19 protein-coding genes and 1 pseudogene are annotated in these 19,312 nt (G+C 70.1%); 9 read left to right on the top strand and 11 right to left on the bottom strand.

The genetic code is table 11. The features are described 5' to 3' along the window. Positions 1-17: 17 nt before the first annotated feature. Positions 18-722, top strand: coding sequence for an ElyC/SanA/YdcF family protein (locus ABZU91_RS15870; protein WP_355240061.1), 705 nt, complete (start codon positions 18-20; stop codon positions 720-722). Positions 723-755: 33 nt separating this feature from the next. Here the strand turns inward: ABZU91_RS15870 and ABZU91_RS15875 are convergent, their stop codons facing one another. From ABZU91_RS15875 to ABZU91_RS15890, 4 genes are all read right to left on the bottom strand, one after another. Next, a complete protein-coding gene (locus tag ABZU91_RS15875; RefSeq protein WP_355240064.1) occupies positions 756-1,772 on the bottom strand; it encodes a LacI family DNA-binding transcriptional regulator in 1,017 nt (338 codons plus the stop codon). Between the two features lie 54 nt (positions 1,773-1,826). Beyond that, positions 1,827-2,666: a carbohydrate ABC transporter permease gene (locus ABZU91_RS15880; RefSeq protein ID WP_355240067.1), complete on the bottom strand. Its 840-nt coding sequence runs from the start codon at positions 2,664-2,666 to the stop codon at positions 1,827-1,829. Further along, positions 2,663-3,532: a sugar ABC transporter permease gene (locus ABZU91_RS15885; protein WP_355240070.1), complete on the bottom strand. Its 870-nt coding sequence runs from the start codon at positions 3,530-3,532 to the stop codon at positions 2,663-2,665. The genes ABZU91_RS15880 and ABZU91_RS15885 overlap by 4 nt, the downstream gene beginning before the upstream one ends. Before the next feature lie 181 nt (positions 3,533-3,713). Further along, positions 3,714-5,009, bottom strand: coding sequence for an extracellular solute-binding protein (locus ABZU91_RS15890; protein ID WP_355240073.1), 1,296 nt, complete (start codon positions 5,007-5,009; stop codon positions 3,714-3,716). Positions 5,010-5,263: 254 nt separating this feature from the next. On the opposite strand from ABZU91_RS15890, the gene ABZU91_RS15895 reads away from it, so the two are divergent. Continuing rightward, positions 5,264-6,889 carry a glycoside hydrolase family 43 protein gene (locus tag ABZU91_RS15895; protein WP_355240076.1) on the top strand — a complete coding sequence of 542 codons (1,626 nt, stop codon included), beginning with the start codon at positions 5,264-5,266 and terminating at the stop codon, positions 6,887-6,889. A gap of 13 nt (positions 6,890-6,902) precedes the next feature. Here ABZU91_RS15895 and ABZU91_RS15900 read toward each other — a convergent pair whose 3' ends face one another. After that, entirely contained in the window at positions 6,903-7,517 is a 615-nt protein-coding gene (locus ABZU91_RS15900) for a hypothetical protein (protein ID WP_355240079.1), read from the bottom strand. A 174-nt stretch (positions 7,518-7,691) separates the two neighbouring features. Next, positions 7,692-8,570, bottom strand: a complete 879-nt coding sequence (locus ABZU91_RS15905) for a dihydrodipicolinate synthase family protein (protein ID WP_355240082.1) — start codon at positions 8,568-8,570, stop codon at positions 7,692-7,694. A 70-nt stretch (positions 8,571-8,640) separates the two neighbouring features. Here ABZU91_RS15905 and ABZU91_RS15910 point away from each other — a divergent pair, with 70 nt between their 5' ends. The 5 genes from ABZU91_RS15910 to ABZU91_RS15930 all read left to right on the top strand — a co-directional run bounded on the left by ABZU91_RS15910 (position 8,641) and on the right by ABZU91_RS15930 (position 13,350). Then, complete coding sequence (locus tag ABZU91_RS15910) at positions 8,641-9,576, top strand: LysR family transcriptional regulator (protein ID WP_355240085.1); 936 nt, start codon at positions 8,641-8,643, stop codon at positions 9,574-9,576. A gap of 118 nt (positions 9,577-9,694) precedes the next feature. Beyond that, positions 9,695-10,915, top strand: coding sequence for a chitosanase (locus ABZU91_RS15915; RefSeq protein WP_355240088.1), 1,221 nt, complete (start codon positions 9,695-9,697; stop codon positions 10,913-10,915). A gap of 149 nt (positions 10,916-11,064) precedes the next feature. Then, positions 11,065-11,580 carry a hypothetical protein gene (locus tag ABZU91_RS15920; RefSeq protein ID WP_355240091.1) on the top strand — a complete coding sequence of 172 codons (516 nt, stop codon included), beginning with the start codon at positions 11,065-11,067 and terminating at the stop codon, positions 11,578-11,580. A gap of 111 nt (positions 11,581-11,691) precedes the next feature. Beyond that, on the top strand, positions 11,692-12,945 hold the full coding sequence (locus ABZU91_RS15925; protein ID WP_355240094.1) for a DUF222 domain-containing protein: 1,254 nt from the start codon (positions 11,692-11,694) through the stop codon (positions 12,943-12,945). Positions 12,946-12,948: 3 nt separating this feature from the next. Beyond that, entirely contained in the window at positions 12,949-13,350 is a 402-nt protein-coding gene (locus tag ABZU91_RS15930) for a GNAT family N-acetyltransferase (protein ID WP_355240097.1), read from the top strand. On the opposite strand, the pseudogene ABZU91_RS15935 reads toward ABZU91_RS15930, so the two are convergent. Next, positions 13,302-14,001 (bottom strand): annotated as a pseudogene (locus ABZU91_RS15935) (IS5 family transposase). The gene ABZU91_RS15930 and the pseudogene ABZU91_RS15935 sit on opposite strands and share 49 nt — an antisense overlap. A 39-nt stretch (positions 14,002-14,040) precedes the next feature. Further along, entirely contained in the window at positions 14,041-14,559 is a 519-nt protein-coding gene (locus ABZU91_RS15940; RefSeq protein ID WP_355240100.1) for a pyridoxamine 5'-phosphate oxidase family protein, read from the bottom strand. A gap of 171 nt (positions 14,560-14,730) precedes the next feature. Between ABZU91_RS15940 and ABZU91_RS15945 the strand changes: the two genes are divergently transcribed. Further along, on the top strand, positions 14,731-16,635 hold the full coding sequence (locus ABZU91_RS15945; RefSeq protein ID WP_355240298.1) for an ABC transporter ATP-binding protein: 1,905 nt from the start codon (positions 14,731-14,733) through the stop codon (positions 16,633-16,635). Between the two features lie 81 nt (positions 16,636-16,716). Here the strand turns inward: ABZU91_RS15945 and ABZU91_RS15950 are convergent, their stop codons facing one another. Next, positions 16,717-17,217, bottom strand: coding sequence for a PepSY domain-containing protein (locus ABZU91_RS15950; RefSeq protein ID WP_355240103.1), 501 nt, complete (start codon positions 17,215-17,217; stop codon positions 16,717-16,719). A 97-nt stretch (positions 17,218-17,314) separates the two neighbouring features. After that, entirely contained in the window at positions 17,315-17,794 is a 480-nt protein-coding gene (locus ABZU91_RS15955) for a GNAT family N-acetyltransferase (RefSeq protein ID WP_355240106.1), read from the bottom strand. 70 nt (positions 17,795-17,864) lie between these two features. On the opposite strand from ABZU91_RS15955, the gene ABZU91_RS15960 reads away from it, so the two are divergent. Further along, entirely contained in the window at positions 17,865-18,773 is a 909-nt protein-coding gene (locus ABZU91_RS15960; RefSeq protein WP_355240109.1) for a LysR substrate-binding domain-containing protein, read from the top strand. Here the strand turns inward: ABZU91_RS15960 and ABZU91_RS15965 are convergent. Further along, the gene (locus tag ABZU91_RS15965) at positions 18,757-19,311 is read right to left on the bottom strand and encodes a DUF5872 domain-containing protein (protein ID WP_355240112.1); all 555 of its coding nucleotides are present in this window, start codon (positions 19,309-19,311) and stop codon (positions 18,757-18,759) included. The genes ABZU91_RS15960 and ABZU91_RS15965 overlap by 17 nt on opposite strands. Position 19,312 lies beyond the last annotated feature (1 nt).

The raw sequence follows: 19,312 nt of genomic DNA on the forward strand, positions 1-19,312 counted from the left end.
GGACTAGTCTCGCCCGCATGCGGGGACGAATCGCTGTGGCGCGGTGGTACGGGGAACGTCGACGGCTCGTCCGTCGTACTCTGCTGGCTCTGGTGGTGGGTGCGGTGGTCCTGGCCGGCAGCACCGTCGCCAGCGTGCGGTGGGTCCGTGACACCGCCGCCGGCCACCTCTACGACGAGGCCGACGTTCCGGCGGCACCGGTCGCCCTGGTCCTGGGCACCAAGGTGGACACCGATGGTGAGCCGTCGCCGGTCCTCGCAGCTCGGCTGGAGATCGCGCGGCGGTTGTTCGACGCCGGCCGGGTGAGCGCGATCCTGGTGTCCGGCGACAACATGAACGCCGACTACAACGAGCCCGAGGCGATGCTGCGCTGGCTGGTCGACCGAGGTGTGCCGGCGCGCAAGGTGGTCCTCGACTACGCCGGTTTCGACACGTACGACTCCTGCGCGCGGGCCCGACAGATCTTCGGCGTGCGACGGGCGACGGTCGTGACCCAGTCGTTCCATCTGCCGCGGGCCGTGGCCCTGTGTCGGCGTCTCGGCATCGACGCCCAGGGGGTGGGCGACGACAGCGCCAAGCGGTACTCCCGGACGTGGCGGTTCGGGTCGCTGCGCGAGAACGGCGCCTGTCTGAAGGCGGCGGTGGACGTGCTGTCCGGCCGGGAGCCCGCGCACCTCGGTCGGCGCGAGACCGGCGTCGAGGACGCCCTGCGCGACGCCTGAGCACGGTCGACGTACCGACGACAGGCCGCGCGGTCAGCGGGGCGGTCGGGCGCTGTCGCGGACGACGAGTTCGGTGGCGAGTTCGATGCGCGGGCTCTCGGTCTTCTCGCCGCCGGCGAGCCGCAGCACCGTCCGGGCGGCCAGCATGCCCATCTCCGAGAGGGGCTGGCGGACGGTGGTCAGCGGCGGGGAGCACCAGCGGACCTCCGGCAGGTCGTCGAAGCCGATCACGCTGATGTCGTCGGGCACCCGCAGGCCACGTTTGCGGACGGCCTCGTAGACGCCCAGCGCCATCTGGTCGCTGGAGGCGAAGATGGCGGTGGGTGGGTCGGGCAGGGACAGGAGCTGGGTACCCGAGGTGAAGCCGGCCTCGTGGTAGAAGTTGCCGGGCCGGATGAGGGCTTCGTCCACGGCGATGCCGGCGGCGCCCAGAGCCGCGCGGTAGCCGTCCATCCGGGCTCGGCTGCACATCAGGTGTGGTGGCCCGGCGATGAAGCCGATGCGGCGGTGCCCGAGGCCCAGCAGGTACTGGTTGGCGCTCAGGCTGCCCGCCCAGTTGGTCGCGCCGATGGTGGGTGACTCCTGCGGATCGACCCCGGCGGGGTCGATGATGACCACCGGCAGGTGCAGCCGACGCAGCTCCGCCTGCAGTGGCGGGTTCACCATCGAGGTCACGAAGATGACGCCCTCGGTGGATCGCGTACGCATGTTGTCCAGCCACTGCTTGGCCGAGGAGATGCGCCAGTGGATGGCGGAGACGACGGTGCCGACGCCACTGGCGCGGGCGACGTCCTCCACCCCGCGGATGATCTCCACCGCCCACGGGCTGTCCAGGTCGTTGAAGACCAGGTCGATCAGTGCGGCCTCGGTCCGCCGGGCCTGGGTGCGCCGGCGGTAGCCGTGTTGGTTGAGCAGCGCCTCGACGCGCTCCCGGGTGTCGGGAGCGACGTCGGTGCGGCCGTTGATGACCCGCGAGACCGTGGGCACGGAGACACCGGCCAGTCGCGCGATCATCGCGATGGTGACGTTTCGGCCGTTGTCGGAGCCCACGGTCCGCTCCTTCGTCTGGCGGGATTGTTCAGGTTGGTCGGCGATCTGGTGTCGTCACCCCTTGACGCTGCCGGTCAGACCGCCGATCAGTTGGCGTTCGGCGACGGCGTAGAAGCCCAGGGCGGGGAGCATCGACAGGACGACGTACGCGAGCACCCGCGCGGTGTCGTCGGCGTACTGACCCTGGAACGCCTGGACCCCGACGGGCAGGGTCCACCAGCTCTGATCGCTGAAGACGACCAGCGGCAGCATGAAGTTGTTCCAGCTGGTGACGACGGCCAGGACCGAGACGGTGGCCAGCGCGGGGCGGGCCATCGGCAGCAGGACCCGCCAGAAGAACCCGAAGGAACTGCAGCCGTCCAGGACGGCGGCCTCCTCCACCTCGGCGGGGATGGTACGGAAGAACTGGCGCAGGATGATGATGGTGATCGGCAGCCCGAAGGCGGCCTGGGGCAGGATGACGCCGAGCGGGTTGTCCAGCAGGCCGATGGAGCGCAGCAGGACGAACAGCGGCAGGATCGCCACCGCGAACGGGAACATCAGGCCGATCGCGAACAGGGTCACCAGGAACTCGCGGCCCCGGAAGGCGTAGCGCGCGAAGACGAACGCGGCCATCGCCGCCGCGGCGACGACGATGAACGTGCTGCTGACGGCGATGAGCAGGCTGTTGCCGAGCTGCCGCCAGAACACCCCGGAGGCGAACAGGTCGGTGTAGTTCGACGGCACCCACGGGTCGGGCAGGCCCAGCGGGTTGGTCGACAGCTGGCCGTTGTCCTTGAAGCCACCGATCACACCGAACCAGACCGGCACGACGATGAGCGCGCCGACGCCGATGCAGACGAGGTGCAGCACGATGCTGCGGGTCCGCTGGGCGCCACTGGTCTTGGCGGTCATCGCTGGCCTCCCTGGTTGGTGATGGCGCCCGCGGTGTCCCGACGCAGGACGACGCGCTGGTAGAACAGGGCGAAGACGAGGCTCAGCAGGAACATGACCATGCTGATCGCGCTGGCGTAGCCAACCTCGAACCGGCGGAAACCGAACTGGTACATCGTCACGGCCATGGTCTCCGAGGAGTGGATCGGACCACCACCGGTGAGCACCCAGACCATGTCGAACAGTTGGATGGTGCCGATGACCGACAGGAAGATGCTGATCCGGATCGTCGGCCCGAGCAACGGCAGGGTGACGTGGCGGAACGCCTGCCACGCGGTCGCGCCGTCGGTGACCGCGGCCTCGGACAGCTCCTTCGGGATGCCCTGTCGGGCGGCCAGGAAGAGCATCATGTACAGGCCGAAGTACTTCCAGGACACCACCAGGAAGACGGCGTACAGCACGGTGGACGGATCGGCGAATACCGCTCCCGCCTCCGCTCCCAGGAACGTGGATATCGACTCGCCCAGACCCCGGTTGGGTGAGAACACCAGGGTGAACAGGACTGCCGTGGTGACCTCGGAGAGCACGTACGGGGCGAAGAAGATCAGCCGGTAGACGGCTCGGCCGCGCAGCGGCTGGTTGAGCAGCATGGCCAGGGCCAACGCGACGGGCAGCTGCACGGTCAGCGACAGCAGCACCAGCACGAGGCCGCGCCACAGGTCACCCCGGAACGTCGGGTCGCCGAAGGCGCGGGTGTAGTTGTCCAGCCCGACGAAGTTCTCCGGTAGCCCGAAGCCGTTCCACTTGTAGAGGCTGGCGTAGGCGGCCACCACGATGGGCGTGATGACCAGCAGCACGAACAGCGCCAGGGCGGGCGTCAGGAACACTGCGAGGACGCCACCCCGCCCCGGCCGGGGCTGGCGGCCGCGCTGTCGCGCGGTGCCCGGCCCCGGTGCCGGCGGATCTGTCGCCGTGTCGCCGCGCCCTGTGTACGACACGGTCGATGGCCTGGTCATTCCTGCTCCACTCGATGTCGATCGCCGGCTACGGATGGGTACGGGGTCACGGTCAGGCGGTCTTCGCCACCTGCGTGATGTCCTTGAGGATCGCCGCGGGCGCCTTCTTGCCGGCGATGATCTCGGCGACGCTGTCGTTGATCTGCTGCCCGAGCGCCGGCGCGTACGCCTGGTCGAGGTAGAGCTGGAAGCCGGTGTTCTTCGCCAGGGTCTCCGCGACGACCTTGTTGTTCGGGTCGCTGATGGCGTCGGTGGCGTCCTTGACCGTGGGCAGGACCGCGCCGGTCTTCGCGGACCGGCGCTGGTTGTCGACGCTGAGCAGGAACTTCAGGAAGTCGATCGTGGCGGCCGGGGCGTCCTTGCCGACGGCGAAACCGTTGCCGCCGCCGAAGACCTCGGTAGCGGTGCCCTTGCCGCCGTCCACGGCGGGGAACGGGAAGAAGCCCAGCTTGTCGCCGATGCCCTTCTTGCTGGTCGAGCTGGACGCCTGCACCGCCGGCGCCCACTGACCCATCAGCTCCATGGCCGCGCCGCCGTTGCCCATGGTGGCGGCCTGCCCGTCCGGGGAGCCGTACTCGGCACCGAGGAAGCCCTTCTGGAACGGCTGCAGGTCGACGAGCTCCTTGAGGCGCTCACCTGCGGCGACCAGGTCGGGGGTGTCGAAGTTCTTGTCGTCGACGGCCTTCTGCAGCGCGCCGACGCCACCGATGCGCATCGCCAGGTACGACCAGTAGAAGTGGGCCGGCCACTTGTCCTTGCCGGCGATGGCGACCGGGGTGATGCCGGCGGTCTTGAGCTTGCGGACCGCGTCCAGCAGAGCGGTCCAGGTGGTGGGGGGCTCGGTGATGCCGGCGCGGGTGAAGAGGTCCTTGTTGTACCAGAACCCGACCATGCCGATGTCGAACGGGATGCCGTAGATCTTGCCGTCGATCGTGTACGGGCCCATGGCGGCGGGCAGGATGCCGCCGACCAGGTCCTTCACGTCATCGGTGAGGTCCTTGACCAGACCCGCGTCGACCTGCTGCTTGAGCACGCCGCCGCCCCAGGACTGGAAGAGGTCCGGCGGGTCGCCCGCCTGCGTGGCGGTGGTGAGCTTGGCCTTGAACGCCTCGTTCTCCAGCGGCTGGATGGTGAACGTGACGTTGCTGTGCGCGGTCTTGTACTCGTTGGCCATCGCGGCCCAGACCGGCAGCATCGGCTCGGTGTTCTGGATGTGCCACCAGTTGATCGTCTGCGGCGCGTTCGGGTCGCTGGACTTGTCATCGCCACTGCAGGCGCTGAGCAGGTAGGCGCCGGCGCCGGCGCCGGCAAGGCCGAGCAGCGATCGGCGGGAGAGGTGCGCTGTCATGATCCATCCCTTCGGGGACTCACGGTGTGCTCGGACGCCGGCCGAGCCGGCAAGGGTTCGAACCTGGATCTCCGGAACTTTCATTGCTTCGTCGGTATTACCGATCGATGGCCGGGACGCTACGAGCAGTTCCCCCAGCGGTCAAGACCCCTGTCCTATCGCGATAAGACCGGCTACCGTACGAGGGGCTTCCAGTGATCTGGTACCCGCAAGTTTCCGGAAGTTTCACAGCCGCACCGCACAGAGGAGCCCCCGTGTCGACCGACACCGCTGACGTGGCGACCGCTGCCTGGTCGATCCGCAACCCCGTCCTCGCCGGGTTCCACCCGGACCCGTCGATCCTGCGCGTCGGCGATGACTTCTACCTGGCCACCTCGACCTTCGAGTGGTATCCGGGGGTACGCGTGCACCACTCGCGCGACCTCGTGAACTGGCGCCCGCTGGGTGGCATCATCACCGACCGCCGCCTGCTCGATCTGCGCGGCTGCGGCGACTCCAACGGTGTGTGGGCGCCCGACCTGACGTACCACGATGGGGAGTTCCACCTCGTCTACAGCGACGTGGCCAGCTTCGCCAGCGGTTACTGGGACCCGCAGAACTTCCTGATCACCGCGCCCGACATCGCCGGGCCCTGGTCGGACCCGGTGAAGCTGCACGGGCGTGGCTTCGACGCCGCCCTGTTCCACGACGACGACGGCCGCACCTGGCTGCTGAGCATGAGCGCGGACTGGCGTCCCGGCCGGGACCGGTTCGGCGGCATCGAGATCCAGCAGTACGACCGGGCGACCCGTCGTCTCGTCGGCCGGCCGCGCATCCTGTTCACCGGCACGTCGGTAGGGGTGACCGAGGGGCCGCACCTGTACCGCCACGACGGCTGGTACTGGCTGATCACCGCCGAGGGTGGCACCAGCTGGGAGCACCAGGTGACCGTGGCGCGTTCGCGGGAGCTGTTCGGCCCGTACGAGGTGGACCCGGACGGGCCCCTGCTGACCTCGGTGGGTCGGCCCGACCTGCGGTTGCAGAAGGCCGGTCACGGCAGCCTCGTGCAGACCCCCGACGGCGGCTGGTACCTGGCCCACCTGGTCGGTCGTCCCTACTCGCCGCTGGGCAACTGCGTGCTCGGTCGGGAGACCGCGATCCAGCGGGTCGAGTGGCCGGACGGTGGTTGGCCCCGCATCGCCGGCGGGGTGCCGGCCGAGGAGGTCGTCGCCCCGGACCTGTCGCCGCACCCGTGGCCCGAGGAGCCCGCGACCGACGACTTCGACGCCGCCGAGCTGGCATCCTGCTGGTCGACGCTGCGCCGGCCGGCCAGCGCCGACTGGATCGACCTGCGCTCGCGGCCCTCGCACCTGCGTGTCCACGGTGGACAGTCACCGGTGGGCCGGCAGGCGCCGAGCCTGGTCGCGCGACGGGTCGGGGCGACGCACTGCTCACTGGAGACCGTCGTCGAGTTCGACCCGATCGACCACCGGCAGCTCGCGGGGATCACCGCGTACTACAACACCCTGAACTGGCACCACCTCTACCTGACCCGCGCCGACGACGGACGTACGGTGTTGGAGCTGCTCAGCTCCGACAATGGCCGACGCACCCCGTACCCGGAGCTGACCGTCGACGCCAGTGGCGTCGCCCAGGTCGGTCTGCGGGCGGTGTTCGACGGACCCGTGGTGCGTTTCGACTACGACCTCGGGGCCGGTTGGCAGCGCCTGCCCGTCGACCTGGACGCGACGATCCTGTCCGACGAGCACGCCGCGCTGATCATCGACGGGGAGCCCGCAGCCTGGGGTTTCACCGGCTCCTTCCTCGGCCTGTGGGTGCAGGATCTCGGCGGCGACGGGGTGTACGCCGACTTCGACCGGGCCACCTACCGGGAGCACTGAGCACGCGGACGCCTCAGGGGCGCTGGGCGACCGCGCGCAACTGACCGAGGGTGGTACGGAAGCCGTGACCCGACGCCGTCGCGTCCTCCGTGCGCAGGCCGGTGACGGCCATGGCCTGCGAGCGGCTGGACGCGACGGCATCGTCACCGGCCCCGGTGACGTCGAAGACGCCGAAATCGCCGCTGAGCGTCCGGAACGTCGGCGTCGCGGCCCCCGCGTCCTGGGACAGGTAGAGGACCACTCTCTGACCCACGTCGAGGGTCGACATGTGGGCCATGTCCGCCACACCGGCGTCGAGGCTGGCGAGTGTGATCGACGCTCCGGCGCGTACACCGGTGTCGGTCCTGGCCCGCAGGACCTCGTCGACCCGGAAGCCGGCGGACGCGACCTCGCCGCGCACGACCAGGTCGGCGGTCTCGGTGAGCTGCCGCACCGTGCCGTACCCGCGCAGCTTTCCCTGCGGCGGAGCGGGCGGCGCGGTCGCCGTCGGCGCGACCGCACCGCCGGTGGTGGGCGCGGCGGCCGGTTCGGCGCGGTCGTCGCTGCCGCAGGCCGTCAGCGCCGCCGCGGCGAGCACGGCGACCGCGGCGGCCCACCAGAAGTGGGTACGGCGGAAAACGACTGCCATGGAACGCTCCTCGCGGCTCGGTGGTGCTGCTGACGCGGCTCGACCCGGCATCGTCCGGGCCCTCGCGCGGGCTGACGATAGCCACCGTCGCGCACAGCCGGGCGACCGGTTGATGAACAAATGATCTTCGTCTCCGACGTGCCGCGTCGCCGGATCGCGGCCCGGGGCCGCCGCTCACCTCGGCTCGCTGCTCAACCCCTCCAGGCGCCCGAGCGCCCGCCGCGTCGCGTCCTGACTGGCGGGCAGCAGCGGCAGGCGTACCGACGGGGTCGGGATGCGTCCCCGCGCGTGCAGCACCGACTTGACGACGCTCGGGTTGGGCTCGGCGAACAGCGCCGCCGACAGGCCCGCGAGTCGGTGGCCCAGCGACCTCGCGGGCGTGACGTCGCCCGCCTGCCAGTGCGCGACCAACCGGACGTAGTCCCCGGCCGCGACCTGGGCCGAGGCGGCTATGGCGCCGTGCGCGCCGAGGGCGAGCAGCGGGGACAGGAGCGGATCCTCACCACCGAGTACGGCGAACCCGGGCGGGACGTCGGCGAGGAGGTCGACGGTGTCCGCGTCGATCCCTCCCGTGGCGTACTTGACGCCGACGACGCCGGGCAACTCCGCGAGCCGCCGCAGGTCGTCGGCGTCGAGCTGCTGCCCGGTCCGGTACGGCACGTGGTAGACGACCAGCGGCACGGGGCTGGCCCGGACGAGGTGGGCGAAGTAGGCGAGCACTCCCGGAGCGCCCGGCCGCAGGAACGGGGGCACCAGGGTCAGGGCCGCCGTCACCTCGGGCCGGTCGGCCAGCGCGCGTAAGGCCTCGGCGCTGTTGGCGCCCACGAGCAGACGCGCGCGACGCTCCCGGCACACCGCCCCCAGGACGTCGAGCACCGCGCTCCGCTCCTCGTCGGTGAGCGCGGCCGGCTCGCCCGTCGTGCCCAGCGCGACCACACCGGCCGCGCCGGCGTCCAGGACGTCGACGGCCAGGGACGTCAACGCGTCGGTGGCAACGGCGCCGGAGTCGTCGAACGGGGTGATCAGTGGAACGTAAAGGCCGGTCAGGGTCATGCCCTCACTCTCCGGCGACCGACCAGGAAGGTCCAGTTCCGATTGCTCAACCAATACGTAAGCTGGCCTGATGCTTGACGTCCGTCGTCTCGTCCTACTGCGAGATCTGGCCCGTCTCGGGACCATCGCCTCGGTCGCCCAGGCGCACGCCTACACGCCGTCCGCCGTCTCGCAGCAACTGGCCGCCCTGCAACGGGAGGCGGGCATCCGCCTGCTGGAGCGCAGTGGGCGCCGGGTCAGCCTCACGGCGACGGCGACCGCGCTCGTGCGGCACACCGAGGTCATCCTGGCAGCGCTGGAAGCCGCCGACGCGACCCTGGCGGCCGCCCGGACGGGCCTGCGCGGGAGCGTGCGCATCGGCGCCTTTCCCAGCGCCGTACGCACCCTGCTACCGGCGGCGCTGGTCACCCTGGCCCGCGACCATCCGGCACTGGACCTGATGATCACCGAGTTGGACCCGGTCGACATGCCGGCCGCCCTGCGGAGCCGGCAGCTCGACGTCGCGCTGCTGCACGACTACGACATCGCGCCGGTCCCACCCGACCCGGCGCTGGACTCCATCGCGCTGCTGGAGGAGACCGTTTACCTGGCCGTACCCGCTGGGGTCCTGTCGGGCGACGACGCGGATCTCGGCGGCGCGGATCTCGACGCGGTCGGCGGTGCGCGCGACGCACAGTGGATTGTCGGCAGCCCCGGGACGCTCTGTCACTCGGTCGCCCTGCACGTCTGCCAGATGGCGGGTTTCGCCCCGGCGGTGCGGCACCACGTCGACGACTTCACCGCCATGCTCGCCCTGGTCGCCGCGGGCGAGGGGGTCGCGCTCGTCCCACAGCTCGCCGTCACGCAGCCCTCGCCGCAGGTTCGCCTCCTCCCGCTGACCCTCCGCCGACGCACGAGAATCGCCTACCGCAGGGGTGCGGGCGACCACCCTGCGGTGTTGGCATGCGTCTGGGCGCTACGCAGAGCCACCACCGCCCTGCCCAGTGGAGTTCCGATTGACAGTTGATCGACCTGCTGCTATCTGTTAATACAGTTTCCTGATTCTCGCGGTGCCTTGGCGCCCTCCCCCACGCCGGGCACCCGACCGGTCGGCGGCATGCCGCCCCTTTCCCCCGAGGAACACCATGGTGCGTAAGAGAACAGCCGCCTACGCCGTGGGCACCCTGCTGATCGGCGTCGCGGCGGTCGGCTACGGCCTGCCGTCGGCCAGCGCCGCGACCGCCGGCCCGATCACCGGCCTGGCCGGCAAGTGCGTCGACGTGGCCGGTGCCAGCTCGGCCAACGGCACGGCCGTGCAGCTCTACGACTGCAACGGCAGCGCAGCCCAGACGTGGACGGTCGGCAACACCGACAACTCGATCCGCGCACTCGGCAAGTGCCTCGACGTCACCGCCGCCTCGACCGCCAACGGCGCAAAGATCCAGCTGTACGACTGCAACAGCACCGGCGCCCAGAAGTGGACCGCCGCCAGCGGCGGCGCCCTGGTCAACACCGCCTCGGGCAAGTGCCTCGACGTGACCGACCGCAGCACCGCGAACGGCGCCCGGCTGCAGATCTGGACCTGCGGCGGCACCACCAACCAGCAGTGGACCCTTCCGGGCGGCGGCGGCAACCCCACCCCCACGCCGACCGCCAGCGGCTCGACCGGCACCAACCTCGACGACCCGGCGAAGAAGGACGTCGCCATGCAGCTCGTGTCGGCGGCGGAGAACTCCTCACTCGACTGGCGCGCCCAGTTCTCCTACATCGAGGACATCGGCGACGGCCGGGGCTACACCGCCGGCATCATCGGCTTCTGCTCCGGCACCGGCGACATGCTCGAACTGGTCCAGGCGTACACGAACACCAAGCCCGGCAACGTGCTGGCCGGCTACCTGCCGGCGCTGCGCGCCGTCAACGGCACCGCGTCGCACTCGGGCCTCGACCCGAACTTCACCCGCGACTGGCGCACCGCCGCCAACGACTCCGTGTTCCGGGCCGCGCAGGAGGCCGAGCGGGACCGGGTCTACTTCAACCCGTCGGTCCGCGACGGCAAGAACGACGGGGTACGGGCACTCGGCCAGTTCGCCTACTACGACGCGGCGGTCATGCACGGGTACGAGGGCATGCGCCAGATCCGCAGCCGCGCCCTCGCCCGGGCGAAGCCCCCGGCGCAGGGTGGCGACGAGCGGACCTGGCTCAACGCGTTCCTCGACGAGCGGGTCATCGAGATGAAGAAGGAAGAGGCCCACTCGGACACCTCCCGCGTCGACACGGCCCAGCGGGTGTTCCTCAACAACGGCAACTTCAACCTGAACACGCCGTTGGCATTCGCCGTCTACGGTCAGCAGTTCCGCATCAGCTGACCGCACGACGTGACAACGGTGATCGCGCCGCTGCCGGCTGCCCGATCGGGCATGCGGGTGGCGGCGCGGTCACCGTCGGCGTCGTCCGACGTTGACGATGACCGGCACATCGGTCGGCGTTCGTTGACGTCGTCGGTACGCTACGGCCTGTGTGGGGTGTCGTGGACGCGGTGGGGTCAGCGGCTGGCGCGCTGCTCGCGGCGATAGCGGGGTTCGTCGCATACCGGCTCTACAAGATCGAGTCCGAGCGTGATCGTCGTACCGAGATGCAGTGGGCGAGGCAGCAGGCAGCGTCGATCGGCGTGTGGATCCGCGACGACGTCGAGCCGCTCGACCTCGACGAGGATGAGCCGGAGCCCATATCGGAGCCCGAGCTGACCTTTGTGGTGACGAACATGTCGGCGCTTCCGATCTACCGACTCTCGGTGCACTTCGATCTGGGACAGGACATGGCGCTGCGCGTCGTCACGCAGCGAGACGTCCTGCTGCCGGGCGAGCGTTTCGAGACTCAGGTGCCCTCCGAGATCGAGGGTGCACGCCGCCGTCCGGTGTTGACCTTCAGGGACAACGCGGGCGCAGAGTGGTGGCGCGACTCGACGGGCCATCTCGGCCGAACAGGTCACGAGCGTCCCCTGGACGAGGACGAGGACGCCGACGACGAGTGAGGTGAGCTGGGCTCCACCGCCCCCCACCGCGATGTGGCAACCCGTGTCCGTCTGGATCGCCTATCGATCATGATGACCGAAAGTGTCGTACACCTGTCCTAGTGTCAGGTCATGGTCGAGGAGCTGGCGCAGGCGGACGACGCGGTCGCGGCCTGCGTCGACGCGGCGGCCTGGACCCTTGCGGAGCACGATCTGATCGCCGCGCTCGACGCCGCGCACCGCCTCACGCAACGCCTCGCCGCGATCGAGCTGACCCTCGTCCGCGAGCTCGACGGCCGGGGCACGGCCCGCGCCCAGGGCGCGTCCTGCACGACGGTCTGGTTGCGCGAGCGCCTGCGCCTCACCGTTCCCACCGCTCGTCGGCTCGTCGATCTCGCCGCCGCCCTCGACAACGGCCACAACGGCGGAGTCCGGCAGGCGTTGGCCGACGGGAACATCACCGCCGAGCAGGCCCGCGTCATCACCGACACCGTCACCACGGTGCACGACTCCGCCGGCACCGCAGCCGCCGACAAGGCCGTCGGCGTCCTCGTCGAATGGGCGGGGCAGTTCGACCCCACCCTGCTGCGCAAGGTGAGCACCCGCATCCTCGACCACGTCGCCCCCGACGTCGCCGAGGCCGCCGCGAAGGCCGCGCTCGACGCCGACGCCCGCCGAGCCGACCGCGACCGGCATCTCACCCTGTCTGCGCAGACCGACGGCCGACTACGTCTCACCGGCATCCTCGACGCCGAAACCGCCGGCGTGCTGCGTGCCGCCATCGACCCACTCAGCGCACCCAGCGGCCCCGACGACCAACGCTCTCCAGGCCAACGCCGCCATGACGCCCTCGCCGACCTCTGCCGACTCACCCTGCGCACCGGCGATCTGCCCGAGCACGGTGGTGACCCCGCCCAGATCGTCATCACCACCAGCTACGACGCCCTCGCACGGGGACTGAGCGCCGGCACCCTCGACGCCGGCTTCACCGTGACCCCGCAGACGGTTCGCCGGCTGGCCTGCGACGCGGCCATCCTTCCCGCCGTCCTCGGCGGCACCAGCCAGACCCTCGACGTCGGTCGGCAACGACGACTCATCACCGGCCCCCTACGACGTGCGCTGGTCCTGCGCGACCGCGGCTGCGCCTTCCCCGGCTGCGACCGGCCACCCCGCTGGTGCGACGCCCACCACATCCGCCACTGGACCGACGGTGGCCCCACCAGCCTTGCCAATGCCGTGCTGCTCTGCGCCCATCACCACCGACACGTCCACCACAGCGAATGGACCGTCCACCTCGGAAACGACGGCCACCCCGAATTCACCCCACCGGCCTGGCTCGATCCCGACCAGATCCCCCGCCGGAACCACTACCACCGACGTAACTAGGCCATGGCGGCCGACGAGGCCGGGCGGGATGGCGTCCTCGTCACTGAGGGGCATGACGGCCAGGTAGTCGGAATGGTCGAAATGCTGCGGCATTCCGATCCGCCGGACCATCAGATCCTGCGTCCTGAACCGTCGGCCCAGGTCCACACGGTTGTACTGCCCGCTGCCAGAGGGCTCGGGGTGGGATCAGCGTTGCTCACGGCGGCCGAACAGTGGGCAAGCGACCGGGGGATCACGTGCCTGTCGGCTGGCATCCACCACCGCAACGCCGATGCAGTGCGCTTCTACAGCCGGCACGGCTACACCGACACCGGCCTGTCCCTAGGTAAGAGCGTGAAGTCGCGGCCGCAGTGCCGTCATCGGAGCCAGATGATGGCGGCGATGAGGACCAGGCTTGATCGGTAGAGGGATGCATGCCCGTTTGGCGTAGCGGGTGGCCAGGTCACGCCACTGCTTGAATCGGTTGAAGAAGCGTTCCACGACGTTGCGTATGCGGTGGACCTGCTTGACGAAGGCCGGCGGCCTGCCGCCGGGGCTGCCCTTGGCGTTGCGGCGGGCGACCTGGTCGGATCGCTCCGGGATGACGTGGCGGATCCCGCGCGGTCGCGGGGCTCGACGGGTGGAGTCGTGCGCGTAGCCCTTGTCCGCGATCAGCACCTCGGGACGTTTGCGGGGCCGCCCCGGTCCGGGCTCGTTGACCCGGATCGAGTCCAGCAGCGCCAAAGCTGCGGGTTTTCGCCGCCTGACCCGGGGTGAGCTGGATCGACAGCGGCCGGCCGCCTCCGTCGACCGCGAGGTGAATCTTCGTGCTCAACCCGCCGCGGGACCGGCCGATGGCCTCGCCATCTTGCGCGTGAGGGTGTCGCCGGACCTGTCGTGGAGCCCCTCTTTCGCAAGCGCCAGCGGCATGCTGGTGCGCCCGCACGATCGTCCCGTTGATGACCTGGCGGTGATCCCGCCACCGTCCCGCGCACCACCCGGCTCCGGCAGCAGCGGCGCGATCACCGCCCACGCCTCATCGGTCAACTCACCACCGGCACATCGTGAAACGACCAACAAGATCGACACGACACGCCCAAGGAAGTGTCCGGCCGATCATGTGACGAGCGGGCGCCAGACTTGGCGGGGTGCGAACCCTTCACGTCGCAGCCAGTGCTCGGTATAGACGATCCGCTCCGGCTCGACGACCACAAGGGTGTCTTGGGGCGGCTCGGACAGCGACCGCCCCCGCTCGGCATGCTCGTTCTCCCATCGGAACGCCTCCCAGTAGTGCGCTCGGTCCGGATGCGCCGGGTCGAGCACCCGGGCAGTACCGAACAACTGAGCCCCACGGCTGCTGGCCAGCCCGACCAGCGGCGCGAAGATCCCGACGGACACGCGTCGATCGGCAGCGATGTTGCGCATCTTCGGCGAACGTGGCGCGGCCGTGAACAGCACCGTGAAGCCGAGCGGGTAGTACCGCACCGGGGTGGCCAGCGGGCCGTCCGGCCCCGTGGTCGCGAGCACGCACATGTTCTGCGACGACAGCAGGTTGAGGATGCGCTCTTCGAGCCGTTCACGATCGAGTCGCCCAGCCGGTGTGGGCCCGGCCAGCCACGGATTCGTCAACGGCATGCGGCGTCCCCGATCATGACGAGCACCCTACTCACACTGTCGTGCGGAGCAGTTCGGCCCCGCCCAACCACACCCACGACTTGACCTAAAGCTCGGGTGAGGTCCTAGCCTCCGGTATCGGAGGTACGCATGAGCATGGAAGTTACCGCGTGGACGTCACTGCGCCACGCGATGAACGCACGGGACGAGCGTCCGCTGTCCCGCGCCACCTTGAAGCGGATCGCGCGGTTCGCACGGCCGCACCGCGCGCTGATCATCAGGTTTCTCGTGTTGAGCGTCGTGACGGCCGTTCTCACGGTCGCGTCGCCGATTCTCGCCGGCCGGGTGGTCGACGCGATCGTGGACGGCGCCGACGGCGGTGTCGTGGTCCGGTTGGCCGTACTGATCGCGGTGATCGCCCTCGCCGAGGCCGGCCTCGGACTGGTGACGCGATTCCTCTCCGCCAGCATCGGTGAGGGGCTGATCGTCCAACTGCGGACGGCTGTCTTCGACCACGTCCAACAGATGCCGGTGGCGTTCTTCACGCGGACCCGCACAGGTGCGCTGGTCAGCCGGCTGAACAACGACGTGATCGGGGCGCAGCGGGCGTTCAGCGACACCCTGTCGAGCGTGGTCGGTAACGCCGTCACGTTGGTGCTGACGTTGGCCGTGATGCTCAGCTTCTCGTGGCAGATCACGCTGCTGGCGCTCGTCCTGCTGCCGATCTTCGTCCTACCGGCCCGGCGCATCGGTTCGCGGCTCGCCCGGTTGCAGCGTGAGGCGGCCGAGCACAACGCGGCCATGAGCACACGTATGACGGAACGGTTCTCCGCACCGGGCGCCACCCTGGTGAAGTTGTACGGGCGGCCGGCCGAGGAGTCCGCCGAGTTCGCCGCGCGGGCACGGCGGGTACGGGACATCGGGGTCCGCACCGCCATGCTCCAGTGGGTCTTCATCACCGCCCTCACCGTGGTCGGCTCGCTGGCGCTGGCCCTGGTCTACGGGCTGGGTGGCCTGTACGCCCTGCGGGGCAGCCTCGACGCCGGAACAGTGGTCGCCCTCGCGCTGCTCCTGTCACGCCTCTACGCGCCGTTGACATCGCTGGCCAGCGCCCGGGTCGAGGTGATGAGCGCACTGGTGAGCTTCGAGCGGGTCTTCGAGGTCCTCGACCTCACACCGCTGATCCTCGACAAACCCGACGCACGGCCCCTTCCCGACGGGCCGGTCGCGGTCGAGTTCAACGGGGTGCGCTTCGGCTATCCGTCGGCGGACCGGGTGTCCCTCGCGTCCCTCGAGGACGTGGTCAAGCTCGATACGCGTGGCGGCGAGGAGGTGCTGCACGAGGTGTCGTTCCGCGCCGAGGCGGGACAGATGGTCGCGCTCGTGGGTTCCTCCGGAGCGGGTAAGTCGACGATCGCACAGCTGGTGCCGCGCCTGTACGACGTCGACGACGGCGCCGTGAGACTCGGCGACGTCGACGTACGCGACCTGTCCGCCGAGTCGATCCGGACGGCGTTGGGTGTGGTGACCCAGGACGGGCACCTCTTCCACGAGAGCATTCGCGCCAACCTGGCGTTCGCCCGGCCGGGCGCCACCGAGGACGAGATGTGGGACGTGCTGCGGCGGGCCCGACTCGCCGACCTGATCCGCTCGCTTCCCGACGGGCTCGACACCGTCGTCGGAGAGCGGGGATACCGCCTGTCCGGTGGGGAACGGCAACGGCTCACCATCGCGCGACTGCTGCTGGCTCGGCCGCGCGTGGTCATCCTCGACGAGGCCACCGCGCACCTCGACTCCACCTCGGAGGCGGCGGTGCAGGACGCCCTGGCCGAGGCACTCACCGGTCGTACGAGCGTGGTCATCGCGCACCGGCTCTCCACCATCCGGGCAGCCGACCAGATCCTCGTCGTGGAGGACGGACGGATCGTCGAACGCGGACGACACGGCGACCTGCTCGCGGCCGGTGGCCGCTACCACGAGCTGTACCGCACGCAGTTCGCCCAGGACCAACCGACGGCCCAGGAGCAGCCGACGGTCCAGGAGCAGCCGACGGCCCAGGAGCAGCCGACGGTCCAGGAACAACGCGTGCCGATCTAGACCACCATGCCGGGGCACCTGCTCCACGACGGCGCCGCCCGCCTCGGGTCGATCCCCGGGGCGGGCGGCGGGAGTCGACGGTCAGTCGTCGTCGTCCTTGTCGTCGGCGTCGTCGTCGGCGTCGACCGGCTCCTGCTCGGCCTTGACCACCGAGCCGTTCGCACGGTCGACGTCCACCTCGTGCTCGGTGTCGCCGGCGACGATCTCCACGCTCCAGACCGGGCGGCCGTGCTCCTGCTCGGCTTCGACCTCGACGATCTGGCCACCGCCAGCCTTGGTGAGCGCGATCTCTCCGGCTCGCTTCTCGTCGACGGCAGCGCCGGCCGGCGCGCCGCCCGGGGACGGGGTGTCGCCGGTCGACGGGGCACCGCTCGTCGGCGTACCCGATGGTGCGCCGGTCGACGACGGATCGCTGGTCGCCGGCGCGGCGGTAGTGCTGTCGGCCGTCGGCGCGACGGTCGCGGCGGCGAGCGTCGTGTCGGTGCGCGAGTCCTTCGCGGCGGTGACGCCGAACGCGGCCCCGGCCACCGCCAGCACCGCCGCCCCGCCGACCGACGCCAGGAGCAGATTGGTCCGCTTCATCGTGGTGTCCACCTTTCCTCGGTTGTCGACTACGAGGATCGGCTGAACCGGGATAGCAGCGCGCTGTGCGAACGCTAAGGCCGGGTTAAGCCTGCGGTCAGAGCGCCATGCGCATGAAGACGTCGGCGCGGGCGTACGGCGGCAGCGGGATCTGTTCGCCATCGACGTGCTGGAAGCCGGCCGTCTCGTAGAGGTGCACGGCGTTCGGGAGCTTGGTACTGCTGCCGAGGAACAGGGTGGTCGCGCCGAGCTGGCGGGCCCGCTCGATCGCCGCCTCGATGAGCTGGCGGCCGAGGCCCCTTCCGCGCGCCGCCGGGGCAACCGCCATCTTCGACAACTCGAAGACGTCCTCCGAGCTGCGCACCAGGGCGACACAGCCGATGACCTCCCCGCCGTCGCGGAGGACGAGCACGTCGCCGCCCGGCTCGACGATGGCGGCGAACGGGTCGCCGAGCGTCTTGCGGTCCGACTCCTCGATGGTGAAGGTGTGGGAGATCCACTGTTCGTTCAGCGTCCGGAAGGCCTCGGCCTCCTCGGCGGTGGTCATCGACGTGACGGTCAGCGTGCTCGGGTTCATGACCCGATTCTCCGGTCGCCGCTATTCGAACGTCCAATATCTTGTTCGGACTGATTCGTATCCTCGACGTATGGATCCCGAGCTGCGCCACCTGCGGTACTTCGTCGCGGTCGCCGAGGAGCTGCACTTCGGCCGGGCCGCGGTACGGCTACGGATGGCCCAGCCGCCGCTGTCGCAGCAGATCCGCCAACTCGAGGCGATGATCGGTACGCCGCTGTTCGTCCGCACCTCCCGGTCGGTGGCGCTGACGCCGGCCGGCGAGGCGTACCTCGTCCGATGCCGGCGGGTGCTGGCCTCGGTCGCCGACGACGTGCACGAGGCGAGCCGCATCGGGCGCGGGGAACAGGGACGCTTCGACATCGGCTTCGTCAGTTCGGCGATCCAGCTCGGACTGGCCGGGCCGATCCGTCGTTTCCGTGAGCGTCATCCGGCCGTCCACCTACGCCTGCACGAGGCGTACACGGCGCTCATCGTCGACCGGCTGTTGAACGGCGAGGTCGATCTCGGCGTGGTTCGGGACGCGGACGACCACGAGGACCTGGTCGGCGTCACGTACGCCACCGAGTCCTTCGTCGCCGTCCTGCCGGCCGACCACCCGCACGCGGGAGACCGCGCGATCGACGCCGCGGTGCTGCGGGACGACGCGTTCGTCTTCATCCCACGGGTGGCCGGCGAGCGGGCCTACCAGCGCAATCTTCGGCCGTGCCTGGACTCCGGCTACACGCCGCGCATCGTCCAGGAAGCCGGTAGTTGGACCACGGTCGTGCACCTGGTCGCGGCCGGCCTCGGAGTGACCATCGCACCGGCGAGCATCACCGCCGTGGCACCTCCTCCGGTGGCGGTGCTGCCGTTGACCGGCACCGAGGCCGCCACCGAGGTGCGCATCCTGCGCCGCCGGGATGACGACCGGGTCACCTCGACGGGCTTCGGGACCGCAGACAGTTCTTTCGACCTGCGCACGGCTAGCCGCGCCGGTTGAGTTCCGCCTCGAGCCGCTGGACGAGGGTCTTGCGGTCCTTGCCGGCGTGCTCGTTGCGCAGCGCCGTCCTGAGCTGTCGCGTGTCGAGCCCACGGACGAGCTTGCTGGCTTCGGCGACCGACATCTCCGACATCCGGCCGGCCGTGGTGGCGTCGCGCCGCGCCTTCTTCGCCGGGCCGGTGTTGGAGACGTACTGCCGGCCGGTCCGGGACGCCTCCCGCTTCTTGGTGTCGGTCGCGCGCTTCTGGCTCTCGGACATCTCGTCCCAGGCCTTCTTGGGCAGGTAGCGGCTCGTCGTGCCGTCCTTGCGGGCCCGGGCGTCGCCCTCCTTCGTCTGCCACTTCTCGTTGCCCCAACGCTGCAACGCCTTCTGTCGATCGTCCTTTTCGCCCAGAAATCCGCCGCCGCGCCGCTTGTACTCCTGTGTCACCAGTTGTGACTTACGCGCCGACCACTGCCCCGGTTTGCCGCCCTTGTCGGAGGCCTTGATTTCTTCCTTGATCTGCTCTCTGAGCTCGGGTTTCGTATACCGCGCCATA

This window comes from Micromonospora sp. NPDC005174 (genome assembly GCF_040608495.1).
GTDB lineage: Bacteria > Actinomycetota > Actinomycetes > Mycobacteriales > Micromonosporaceae > Micromonospora.

What these genes read in the sequence shown, in the direction of transcription:
- ABZU91_RS15870 (WP_355240061.1), top strand. Translation starts at nt 18, where the DNA reads ATGCGGGGACGAATCGCTGTGGCGCGGTGGTACGGGGAACGTCGACGG.
- ABZU91_RS15880 (WP_355240067.1), bottom strand. Translation starts at nt 2,666, where the DNA reads ATGACCGCCAAGACCAGTGGCGCCCAGCGGACCCGCAGCATCGTGCTG.
- ABZU91_RS15890 (WP_355240073.1), bottom strand. Translation starts at nt 5,009, where the DNA reads ATGACAGCGCACCTCTCCCGCCGATCGCTGCTCGGCCTTGCCGGCGCC.
- ABZU91_RS15900 (WP_355240079.1), bottom strand. Translation starts at nt 7,517, where the DNA reads ATGGCAGTCGTTTTCCGCCGTACCCACTTCTGGTGGGCCGCCGCGGTC.
- ABZU91_RS15905 (WP_355240082.1), bottom strand. Translation starts at nt 8,570, where the DNA reads ATGACCCTGACCGGCCTTTACGTTCCACTGATCACCCCGTTCGACGAC.
- ABZU91_RS15910 (WP_355240085.1), top strand. Translation starts at nt 8,641, where the DNA reads ATGCTTGACGTCCGTCGTCTCGTCCTACTGCGAGATCTGGCCCGTCTC.
- ABZU91_RS15915 (WP_355240088.1), top strand. Translation starts at nt 9,695, where the DNA reads ATGGTGCGTAAGAGAACAGCCGCCTACGCCGTGGGCACCCTGCTGATC.
- ABZU91_RS15925 (WP_355240094.1), top strand. Translation starts at nt 11,692, where the DNA reads ATGGTCGAGGAGCTGGCGCAGGCGGACGACGCGGTCGCGGCCTGCGTC.
- ABZU91_RS15930 (WP_355240097.1), top strand. Translation starts at nt 12,949, where the DNA reads ATGGCGGCCGACGAGGCCGGGCGGGATGGCGTCCTCGTCACTGAGGGG.
- ABZU91_RS15940 (WP_355240100.1), bottom strand. Translation starts at nt 14,559, where the DNA reads ATGCCGTTGACGAATCCGTGGCTGGCCGGGCCCACACCGGCTGGGCGA.
- ABZU91_RS15945 (WP_355240298.1), top strand. Translation starts at nt 14,731, where the DNA reads ATGAACGCACGGGACGAGCGTCCGCTGTCCCGCGCCACCTTGAAGCGG.
- ABZU91_RS15950 (WP_355240103.1), bottom strand. Translation starts at nt 17,217, where the DNA reads ATGAAGCGGACCAATCTGCTCCTGGCGTCGGTCGGCGGGGCGGCGGTG.
- ABZU91_RS15955 (WP_355240106.1), bottom strand. Translation starts at nt 17,794, where the DNA reads ATGAACCCGAGCACGCTGACCGTCACGTCGATGACCACCGCCGAGGAG.
- ABZU91_RS15960 (WP_355240109.1), top strand. Translation starts at nt 17,865, where the DNA reads ATGGATCCCGAGCTGCGCCACCTGCGGTACTTCGTCGCGGTCGCCGAG.
- ABZU91_RS15965 (WP_355240112.1), bottom strand. Translation starts at nt 19,311, where the DNA reads ATGGCGCGGTATACGAAACCCGAGCTCAGAGAGCAGATCAAGGAAGAA.